The 7,483-nt window shown below is 64.1% G+C and carries 6 protein-coding genes and 1 pseudogene; 2 read left to right on the forward strand and 5 right to left on the reverse strand.

The window, feature by feature from the left end:
• Positions 1-568 precede the first annotated feature (568 nt).
• The 4 genes from ACESY8_RS19075 to nifS all read right to left on the reverse strand — a co-directional run bounded on the left by ACESY8_RS19075 (position 569) and on the right by nifS (position 4,115).
• Entirely contained in the window at positions 569-1,345 is a 777-nt protein-coding gene (locus ACESY8_RS19075; RefSeq protein WP_204682583.1) for a methionine ABC transporter permease, read from the reverse strand.
• Positions 1,338-2,342: a methionine ABC transporter ATP-binding protein gene (locus tag ACESY8_RS19080; RefSeq protein WP_054339327.1), complete on the reverse strand. Its 1,005-nt coding sequence runs from the start codon at positions 2,340-2,342 to the stop codon at positions 1,338-1,340. The genes ACESY8_RS19075 and ACESY8_RS19080 overlap by 8 nt, the downstream gene beginning before the upstream one ends.
• 116 nt (positions 2,343-2,458) lie before the next feature.
• The gene (gene nifU, locus ACESY8_RS19085; protein WP_054339326.1) at positions 2,459-2,899 is read right to left on the reverse strand and encodes a Fe-S cluster assembly scaffold protein NifU; all 441 of its coding nucleotides are present in this window, start codon (positions 2,897-2,899) and stop codon (positions 2,459-2,461) included.
• A gap of 19 nt (positions 2,900-2,918) precedes the next feature.
• Complete coding sequence (gene nifS / locus ACESY8_RS19090) at positions 2,919-4,115, reverse strand: cysteine desulfurase NifS (protein ID WP_054339325.1); 1,197 nt, start codon at positions 4,113-4,115, stop codon at positions 2,919-2,921.
• Between the two features lie 177 nt (positions 4,116-4,292).
• On the opposite strand from nifS, the gene ACESY8_RS19095 reads away from it, so the two are divergent.
• The gene (locus tag ACESY8_RS19095) at positions 4,293-5,429 is read left to right on the forward strand and encodes an AI-2E family transporter (protein WP_054339324.1); all 1,137 of its coding nucleotides are present in this window, start codon (positions 4,293-4,295) and stop codon (positions 5,427-5,429) included.
• A 47-nt stretch (positions 5,430-5,476) separates the two neighbouring features.
• On the opposite strand, the gene ACESY8_RS19100 is transcribed toward ACESY8_RS19095, so the two are convergent.
• Positions 5,477-7,000, reverse strand: a complete 1,524-nt coding sequence (locus ACESY8_RS19100) for a 4Fe-4S dicluster domain-containing protein (RefSeq protein ID WP_007490213.1) — start codon at positions 6,998-7,000, stop codon at positions 5,477-5,479.
• 229 nt (positions 7,001-7,229) lie between these two features.
• Here ACESY8_RS19100 and ACESY8_RS19105 point away from each other — a divergent pair.
• Positions 7,230-7,483: pseudogene (locus ACESY8_RS19105) on the forward strand (hypothetical protein); the annotation flags it as partial.

Consider the following 7,483-nt stretch of genomic DNA (forward strand, 5'->3'; position numbering starts at 1 on the left):
GCGGGGGTGTCGGTGTTTGCGGCGGGGGTGTCGGCGGTACCGGGGGCGCCGCCGCAGCCGGCCAGCAGGCCGAGGGCCAGGGCGCCGGACAGGAGCAGGGATGCGAGCTTCTTCATGGTGCATTTCTCCTTTTCATTGTTCCTCAAAGGGAGGTGGTATTCCCAAATCAGAGCACAAAAAAACGCCCTTGAATCCAAATTCAAGGACGAGAGCCTTCCGGCTTCGTGGTACCACCTTGCTTCACCCCTGCCTCACGACAGGGGCCTTATGGAGTACTGGCATACTCCTGCGCGCTGACGGGCGCTCCCGTCGCGGCCTGTGCCTGTGGCAGTCAGCCGCGCCGCTCCGAGACCATCTTCCCCAAAGCCTTCCGTACCCGTTTCCACCATTCCGGGCTCTCTGTGCCGTATCTCTCTGGCTACTCTTCTCTTCCTCGCGTTTGAGGGGCGTTATTCAGTTCCGCTTGGGTTGCACTTAGTTTACAACCGGAAGGCGCTCCTGTCAATCGCATATTCTGCACAAAAAAGAGGGGGCGGCAAAGCAACTGCTTTGCCGCCCCCTCCAAAATTCACATGCCGCCGGGGCTGCGCTTGTCCCGGTTGATCTGCCGGCTGACGTTCCGACGGAGCTTTCTTCGCCCAGCCCGGTTGGTGATGCGGTGGTCCGTCCGGGTGGCCAGGGAGGTACCCAGTGACTGGAAAATCTGCACCAAAATCACAATAAAGACCACGGCGATGAGCATCACCGCATAGTTGTATTTATAATAGCCGTAGTTGATGGCAATCTTGCCCAGGCCGCCGCCACCGATGGCGCCAGCCATGGCGCCGTAGCCCAGAATGGTGATAAATGCGGTGGTGAAGCTGGCCACCAGGGAGGGCAGGCTCTCCGGCAAAATCACCTTCCAGATGATCTGGAAGGGGGAGCAGCCCATGGACTGGGCGGCCTCGATGACCCCCTTGTCCACCTCCCGCAGGGAGGTCTCCACCAGCCGGGCCACGAAGGAGGCCGAGGCGATAATCAGGGGAGGGATGGAGGCCACAGTGCCGATGGAGGTACCCACCAGGAGCTCACTCAGGGGAAGCACCATGATCATCAGGATCAGGAAAGGCACCGAGCGCAGGATATTGATGGCAAAGTTGAGCACCTTCATCACCGGGCCGGGCAGGGGGCGCACGCCGTCCTCCTCCCCCGCCACCAGGATAATGCCCAGGATAATGCCCAGGACGCAGGCCACCAGAGTGGCCGCCACGGTGGAGTAGATGGTGTCCCAGATACCAGTCTGGAACTCCTTCCACAGGGCCTCGTTGGCAAAGGCCTCGCGCATCTGCTGCATAAATTTATCCATGGTAGTCGGGCACCTCCTCCACGGTGACGTCCTTCTGGGCCTTCAGATAGCTCATGGCACGGGTGGCCTCGCCATGATCCTCGGGCAGGCCCAGCAGCATGGAGCCGAAAGCCTTGCCGTTTACGTTGCGGGTGTCGGCCCCCAGTATGTTCACCTTCACACCGCAGTCGATGGCCAGGGAGGCGATGAGGGGCTCGTAGGAGGAGCCGCCGTTGAACACCACCCGCACCACGCCCGCCACGGGAAACTTGTCGATGTTGGCCCCCTCCGGGAACACCAGCCGGCGGCCTGCCTCGGTCTGAGGGTTGGAGAACACCGCCTCCACTGTGCCGGTCTCCACCATGCGGCCGCGCTCCAGGATGGCCACGTGGGAGCAGATCTCCTCCACCACCGCCATCTCGTGGGTAATGATCACGGCGGTGATGCCCATGCGCCGGTTGATGTCCTGGATCAGCTTGAGGATGCTGCGGGTGGTGGTGGGGTCCAGGGCGGAGGTGGCCTCGTCGCACAGCAGCACCTTGGGATTGGAGGCCAGGGCGCGGGCGATGGCGATGCGCTGCTTCTGGCCGCCGGAGAGCTGGGCCGGGTAGGCGTTGGCCTTGTCGGGCAGGCCCACGATGTCCAGATACTCCAGGGCGCGCTTCCGCGCCTCCCCCTTGGGCACCCCGGCGATCTCCATGGGGAAGCAGATGTTGCCCAGGCAGGTGCGCTGCATGAGCAGGTTGAACTGCTGGAAGATCATGCTGATGGAGCGGCGCTTCTCACGCAGTTGGGGGGCGGACAGCTCCATGAGATCCTGTCCGTCGATGACCACCTGGCCCGCCGTAGGGCGCTCCAGCAGGTTGATGCAGCGCACCAGGGTGGACTTGCCCGCGCCGCTCATGCCCACGATGCCGAAGATGTCCCCGTCCCGGATGGTCAGATTGATGTCGTCCAGGGCTTGAAACACGCCGTCGGCCGTGGGAAAGGTCTTGGAAATGTGTTTTAACTCGATCACGGACCCATACTCCCTTATTTCTCACAAAGTTCCGTCCTATTTTATGACAAGCCCCGCCCTCTGTCAAGAAAAAAGCCCCGGAACCGCTTCGATTCCGGGGCCTTGCGTGTCCTGGCTCAGTGGCCGCAGGAGCAGCAGCCGTGCTCCTCATCCTCACAGGGCAGGCGGAGGGCTTCGGGCACCTCCCGGCCCTGGCGGCGGTAGTAGTCGGCCAGGGCGGCCTTGATGGCCTCCTCCGCCAGGACGGAGCAGTGCATCTTGTAGGCGGGCAGGCCGTCCAGAGCCTCCGCCACGGCGGCGTTGGTCAGGGCCATGGCCTCCGCGATGGTCTTTCCCTTGATCATCTCGGTGGCCATGGAGGAGGTGGCGATGGCCGAGCCGCAGCCAAAGGTCTTGAACTTCACGTCGGTGATCACGTCCCCGTCGATCTTCAGGTACATCTTCATGATGTCGCCGCACTTGGGGTTGCCCACCTGGCCCACCCCGTCGGCGTTCGCAATCTCACCCACGTTGCGGGGGTGCTCGAAGTGGTCCATCACCTTATCGGAATACAGCATAGCAGTTTCTCCTTTCCAGTTACAGCTCCCAGGTGGGCTTCTGTGCGTCCCGGTCCCATACGGGGGACAGCTCCCGGAGATACGCCACCACCTGGGGCACTTCCTTCAAAATGTAGTCCACGTCCGCCTCGGTATTCTCCGCGCCCAGGGAGAGCCGCAGGGAGCCGTGGGCAATGGCGTGGGGCAGGCCGATGGCCAGTAGCACGTGGGAGGGGTCCAGGGACGCGGAGGAACAGGCCGAGCCGGAGGAGGCGCAGATGCCCCTGGCGTCCAGGTGGAGCAACAGGGCCTCTCCCTCCACCCCTTCAAAGACAAAGGAGGCAGTGCCGGGCAGGCGGTTCACCGGGTCGCCGGTGAGTCGGGTGTAGGGAAGCCCGGTCAGTCCGTCGATGAGCCTGTCCCGCAGGGCGGCCAGGCGGGGGGACTCCCGGCTCAGGCCGTCCACCGCCTCCCGCAGGGCGGCGGCCATGCCCACCGCGCCAGGGACGTTCTCGGTGCCGGAGCGGCGGCCCTTCTCCTGGCCGCCGCCCTGGATGAGCGCGGGCAGGCGCAGGGGCTTTTTCACGTACAGGGCGCCCACTCCCTTGGGGCCGCGGAACTTGTGGGCGGACAGGGAGAGCAGATCCACATTCCACGCTTCCACGTCCACGGGGATATGTCCCACGGCCTGCACCGCGTCGGTGTGAAAGAGCACCTTGTGGGCCCGGGCGATGCGGCCCAGCTCGGCGACGGGCTCTATGGTGCCGATCTCGTTGTTGGCGGCCATGATGGAGATAAGGATGGTGTCCGGCCGGATCGCCCCCTCCAGGGCGGCGGGGTCCACCAGCCCCCGCCCGTCCACCGGCAGGTAGGTGACCTCATAGCCCTGCTTCTTCAGATACTGGGCGGTGTGGAGGACGGCGTGGTGCTCGATGGCGGAGGTGATGATGTGGCCGCCCTTCCGCCCCTTTAGGGCCATGAGCTCGGCCACCCCCCGCAGGGCCCAGTTGTCCGCCTCCGTACCGCCAGAGGTGAAGTAGATCTCCTCCGGCCGGGCGTTGAGGCAGGCGGCGATCTCCGCCCGCGCCCGCTCCAGGTCGGTCTTGCCCTCCTGGGCAAAGCGGTACAGGCTGGAGGGGTTGCCGTAGGCCGTGGTGAAGTGGGGGAGCATGGCCTGGAGGGCGGTATCGGAGACAGCCGTGGTGGCCGCATGGTCGGCGTAAATGAAGTGCGACATAGAGACGCTCCTTTCAAAACTTCTTAATTCCTATATGTTTACTATGATTATAGGCCTGCCAGGCCCCTTTGTCAAGGAAATTTTTACGGAGGCGGAACATTTCATTAAACTTTGCTTAAATCGCCCGGATTCCGTTGACTGGCCCCGCCCGCCGATGCTATAGTGGAGGCAGATTATATGAAATTGGGAGATAGCATGGATAAAAAGCTGTTCAAAAGCATTCTGCTCCTCATCACCTATACGGTGGTACTGGTGATGGTACTCAGCCGCCTAGGCCTGATCGCCGGCGGGGTGGCATGGGTGCTGGGGCTGGTTAAGCCGCTGCTCATCGGCTTCGCACTGGCCTTCGTCCTCAACCGGCCCTGCCACTTCTTTTTCCGCCTCTATGATCGAGGGCTGTCCCGCACCCGGGCCAGGGGGACGGCCCGCCCCCTGGCGGTGGTCACCTCCTATCTGGTGTTGATTCTGGCCATCGCCGCCATCTTTTCCTTTGTGGTGCCCAAGCTGGTGGAGAGCATCCAGACCTTCGCCCTCAACTTGGGGGGCTACCTGGCCAACGTCCAGGGCTGGTACAACGATATCATCGCCTACTTCCACCTGGATGTGGAGGCGCTGGACCTGTCTGGCCTGAACGATGTGCTCAAAAACCTGTTTAACTACGTACTGGGCTTCCTGTCCGACTTGGGCCCCCACCTGCTGGAGCTCACCAGCGGCATCGTCTCCATGGTGGTCACCGGGGTGCTCTCCCTGGTCTTCTCCATCTATATGCTCTCCGGCAGGGACACCCTCATGAGCCAGTGCCGCCGGGTGCTGCGGGCCTATGTCCCCGCCCGGTTTGCCGACCCCCTTACCGATGTGGTCCACCTGACGGCCGACACCTTCACCCGCTTCGTCACCGGGCAGCTCATCGAGGCCTGTATCCTGGGCGGGCTGTGCGCGGCGGGGATGCTCTTCATCCAGGCCGACTACGCCCCTCTTATCGGCGTCATCATCGGCGCCTCCGCCATCATCCCGGTGGCGGGCGCCTACATCGGGGCCATTGTGTCCGCCCTGCTGCTGGTGATGGTCTCCCCCATCAAGGCCCTGGTCTTCCTGGTCTTCCTGGTGGTGCTTCAGCAGATTGAGGGCAACGTCATCTATCCCAAGGTGGTGGGCACCTCCATCGGCCTGCCCGGCATCTGGGTGCTGGCCGCTGTCACCATCGGCGGCGGCGTGGGCGGTCTGGTGGGCGTGCTGCTCAGCGTGCCCGTGGCCTCGGTGCTCTATACCCTGCTCCGCCGGGATGTGCACAAGCGTCTGGCCTGCAAGGAATAAACGAACCCCCGGAACCGCGTCGGTTCCGGGGGTTCGTTTTGCTCTGCTCAGTCCACCAGCTTGTCCAGCTCCTTGATGTGCTCGGTTTCGTCGGAGGTCTTGTGCTTGGCCTGCCGGGCGTAAAGGCCAACGGCGGCCTGGGACTTCTTGATGGGCTGCATGGTACCGGCGCCGGCCACGCAGCCGCCGGGACAGGCCATGCCCTCCAGCAGATAGCCGGGGTACTTGCCTGCCACCGCCTCCTGCATCATCTTGCGGCACTCCCGCAGGCCCTGGGAGCTGGTCACCTTGACCTCCCGGCCGGGGTAGCGGTGCTGGATAACGTTGACCACCGCCTTGGCCACGCCGCCGCCCACGGCGAAGCTGCGCCCGTCGGTAGAGGCATCGTTGACGCCGTCCGGGTCCTCCTCGATGGTGGTCAGATCCACATGCTTGGCCGCAAAGATCCCCGCCATCTCCTCAAAGGTGAGCACGAAGTCCACCTCGCTGCGCACGCTCTTGCGCATGGCCTCCAGCTTCTTGGCCGCGCAGGGCCCGATGAACACCACCTTGGCGTTGGGATGCTCGTGCTTGATGAGGCGGGCGGTGAGGGTCATGGGGGTGAGGGCCATGGAGATGCAGTGGGCGTGGTCGGGGTGGAGCTTCTTGGCCATGACCGACCACGCCGGGCAGCAGGACGTGCCCATGAAGGGCAGCTCCTCCGGCACCTCCCGGACGAAGTCCTCCGCCTCCTGGGTGGCACAGAGGTCGGCGCCGATGGCCACCTCAAAGACATCGGCAAAGCCGAGCTGCTTCACGGCGGCGCGGAGCTTGCCGGGGGTCACCTTGGGGCCGAACTGGCCCACGAAGGCGGGGGCCACCGCGGCGTAAACCCGCTCACCGGACTGGATGGCCCGGATGACCTGGAAGATCTGGGACTTGTCGGCGATGGCGCCGAAGGGGCAGTTTACCAGGCACATGCCGCAGGAGACGCACTTGTCCGGGTCGATCTCGGCCTTGCCATTGGCGTCGGTTCCGATGGCGTCCATTCCGCAGGCCACGGCGCAGGGCCGCTCCTGAATGATAATGGCCTTGTAGGAGCACACGTCGGCGCAGCGGCCGCAGTTGATGCACTTGCCGGGGTCGATGTGGGAGCGGCCGTTGTAACGGTCCAGCTTGATGGCGTCCTTGGGGCAGACCTCCTCGCAGGGGTGGGCCAGGCAGCCCTGGCAGCCCTCGGTCACCAGCACCCGCTTCTCCGCGCAGCCGTTGCAGGCAAACTTAATGACGTTGATGAGCGGAGGGGTGTAGTAGGTCTCCGGCCGGTCGGCCGCCTCGATATTCTCCGAGAGCGGGGCGTGCTCCGCCGCGCTCCGGCAGGGCAGGCCCATGGCCAGCCGCAGCCGCTCGCCCACGATGGCCCGCTCCAAAAACACGTCGTTGCGGAAGTTGCCCACCTCGCCCGGGATGATCTTGTAAGGCAGGCTCTCAATGCGCTTGTCCACCGGCCACTCCGTGTGGTAAGCCATGCGGGCCACCTCCCGGAACACCCGGTGGCGGATCTCCTGGATACGGGTTTCGACACCTCTCATCTGCTCTCTGTCCCTTTCTGTATCGGCCCGGCCCCGAGGCGGGGCAGGCCGGAATCGGTTGCTTTTTGACCTCTCCAATCATAACCGTTTGGTAAGTGTCCTGTCAATGAAAATGTTTCCTTGTCTTACCGTATTTTGTACCCGTTTTTCTGAAAACCATGCAGTTTATACCCCATCGTCTGAAAAAATGTGATATACTCTAGCCAAATGACACCCGGGAGGGATCTCTGTGAAGCCGGAACTGCTGCGTGCGCTGCCCAAAATGGATCTGCTTCTCGCCCGCCCCGCCCTGGCGGGCAGCCCCCTGCCCTACGCCCTGCGGCGGCAGGCGGCCCGCCAGGTGCTGGACGAGTACCGCGCCGCCCTGCGCGCCGGGGCGCTGTCTGCCGTCCCCGGCCTGGATGAGCTGGAGCAGTCCGTCCTCCGCCGGGGCGCGGAGCTGGCCCGGCCCAGGTTGGTGTGGAGCACCACGCCGGTGGCGGT

The organism is Clostridium sp. ATCC BAA-442, assembly GCF_964239415.1.
Lineage (GTDB): Bacteria > Bacillota > Clostridia > Oscillospirales > Oscillospiraceae > Flavonifractor > Flavonifractor plautii.

Bases quoted from the DNA above. Each gene is read 5' to 3' on its own strand.
- ACESY8_RS19095 (WP_054339324.1), top strand. From the start codon at position 4,293: ATGAAATTGGGAGATAGCATGGATAAAAAGCTGTTCAAAAGCATTCTG.
- nifS (WP_054339325.1), bottom strand. From the start codon at position 4,115: ATGTCGCACTTCATTTACGCCGACCATGCGGCCACCACGGCTGTCTCC.
- ACESY8_RS19100 (WP_007490213.1), bottom strand. From the start codon at position 7,000: ATGAGAGGTGTCGAAACCCGTATCCAGGAGATCCGCCACCGGGTGTTC.
- ACESY8_RS19075 (WP_204682583.1), bottom strand. From the start codon at position 1,345: ATGGATAAATTTATGCAGCAGATGCGCGAGGCCTTTGCCAACGAGGCC.
- nifU (WP_054339326.1), bottom strand. From the start codon at position 2,899: ATGCTGTATTCCGATAAGGTGATGGACCACTTCGAGCACCCCCGCAAC.